We start from the raw sequence: 1,971 nt of genomic DNA, 5'->3' as shown, positions 1-1,971 counted from the left end.
TGTATAGCCTAAAAGCAGACGATATTATGCATCTATCCCCCGCCGAAGTTTTACCACAAATGGAAAGTGCGGGAGTAACACGCATGATTCATGGCCACACCCATCGCCCTGCACGTCATCAGCTGGTTATCGCTGGAAAACCCGCTGAACGCATTGTACTTGGCGATTGGCATGAGGCAGGCTGGTGCATCGAAGCGGATCAAAACAGCATTGAATTAATCGACTGGAAAATTTAACTCATTGCTTAATTACGGTTGCGGCTTGTCATCATATAAAGCCCACCGATAATCACAAAAATCGGCCACCAGGTTCCGAACGACATATCGAGCAAAAACATTAGCGCGATAAAGATAATCGCTCCGGCCGATACCAGCGAATTGGCAACCGCAGCGCCCAAACCTTCTTTGCGATAAAAACTAAATGCCTGTTGCAAGGGCCCAATTGCGGCCAGCAAAATAAAAAATGCCCACCAATTGTGAAAGTCCAAAAAAAACAATTCAAAACCGAGATTGCGCGCCAGCAATAATCCGCCGATTACAACAATCGCCAGACCTAGCGGCCAATTGACTGAAGCAGGCTTAGCATCTTTAACTGTTGCGGGAACCTGAGGCTGCGACACATTCTTATCGTCAGGGCTAGACATATCAAACTCCATATTGGTTAGGGTGTCTTTTTAGACATCATAAACCAGAAATGGGGTTCACACACCCCGCACCTAATTACAGATATACACAGTAATGGTCGCCGCCAAACAAAAAGCCCCACCAGTAGGTGAGGCTTTCTTTGGATGGAATAACTAACAATCCAATTAATCTTTCAAAACTTCTTCCGCTGCATTCACCAAAAAGATGTAGCTCGCCGCAAGATTAACCACATACTCGTTTTCGCCCCAAAAGAACGGCCAGTCTTCGTGGTTCTCGGGATAATCCGGCTTTAATACCAAAATACCCGGAACAATACCGCCGGAGATAAACGAAAAGTCTGCGCGATTCATGCCGTAGGCGACTTCTTTAGAGCGAGTCCCCACATTCGACACCAACGACAAATTGTGTGCTGGATGAGTGCCGTAAAGGAAGTTCAAACCTTTCAACACAGACTCGCGGTTCACCAACTCCGGAAATGCCTTGTGAATGTAATAGTTGTTCGTCGCATGGCGAATCACCCAACCACTGCCCGCCCAACCGCCTTCGGTGATGGGAACACCAAAAGGATTTTTTGCTTGAGTCGCAGCAAGTTCAGTTTGATAAATTTGCGCTTTACTTTTTAGTTGCTGTTTGAAATCCGCATCCATGTAAGGAATGGCACGAATAAACCAGGAAGCATTGCCACCAAAGTCCACTTCCGCTGCCAATTTTTTAACCGCTTGTGCATACTTTGCTTCACCAGTAGTGATCAACAACTCAGTCGCCGCTTTGAGTTGTTCATGCTCAAGTTTTCCACCAGTTGTGTTGCCATGCTTAAACGAATCCGGCTTCGCTTTTGCGGCCTCTTCCGCCCACACTTTTTTTGCGGTTGCCAAACATTCTTTAGCAAGTTCATCATTGAATCCGGTTAATGCCCTACTAGCCGCAGCAAGCGCAGCAGCAGAACCGTAATTCAACGACGAGGACTTGCTGGTAAATGCCCAGCGGTCATCAAATTTGCCACTTTTAAAACCATCAGTTTCCAGCTCACCCATTTTGGGATCATAAATTAAATTATCCGTTTTGGTGATGCCATCACCTAAATGGTGATACTGATCAATATGCGCCTCTACAATACCGGGAATCGCATGACCCACAGCGCGATGCTGCGCAATTAACGCAAGAGTTCCGTGTTCGATTTGTTGCAACACGTCGGGCTTGCCATCTGCCGTGTGCAGATCAACAAATTTGCGCGCGTAGTCCACGCTGGTAGTATCACGTTTCAAACCAAAGGTTTCCCACGCAGTCACCAAAGTATTCACCACATCGTATTGGGTCTGCGTACGGA

General features: G+C 46.8%; 2 protein-coding genes and 1 pseudogene. 1 reads left to right on the top strand and 2 read right to left on the bottom strand.

Annotated elements, in window-relative coordinates; genetic code table 11:
- Nucleotides 1–236, top strand: a pseudogene (locus tag ACWA6V_RS21020) (UDP-2,3-diacylglucosamine diphosphatase); the annotation flags it as partial.
- 8 nt (nt 237–244) lie between these two features.
- Here ACWA6V_RS21020 and ACWA6V_RS21015 read toward each other — a convergent pair.
- Together ACWA6V_RS21015 and ACWA6V_RS21010 are read right to left on the bottom strand one after the other, a co-directional pair.
- Nucleotides 245–643 carry a LiaF transmembrane domain-containing protein gene (locus ACWA6V_RS21015; protein ID WP_449524311.1) on the bottom strand — a complete coding sequence of 133 codons (399 nt, stop codon included), beginning with the start codon at nt 641–643 and terminating at the stop codon, nt 245–247.
- Between the two features lie 165 nt (nt 644–808).
- Nucleotides 809–1,971: glycoside hydrolase family 9 protein (locus ACWA6V_RS21010; protein WP_449524310.1), on the bottom strand; the 1,163-nt coding region annotated here is incomplete at its 5' end.

It is taken from the genome of Cellvibrio sp., assembly GCF_053579595.1.
The sequence above is the reverse complement of the archived record's forward strand: the minus strand, read 5'-3'. Positions and strand labels throughout refer to the sequence as shown.

Coding starts and splice junctions, on each gene's coding strand:
- ACWA6V_RS21015 (WP_449524311.1), bottom strand. CDS start 643: ATGTCTAGCCCTGACGATAAGAATGTGTCGCAGCCTCAGGTTCCCGCA.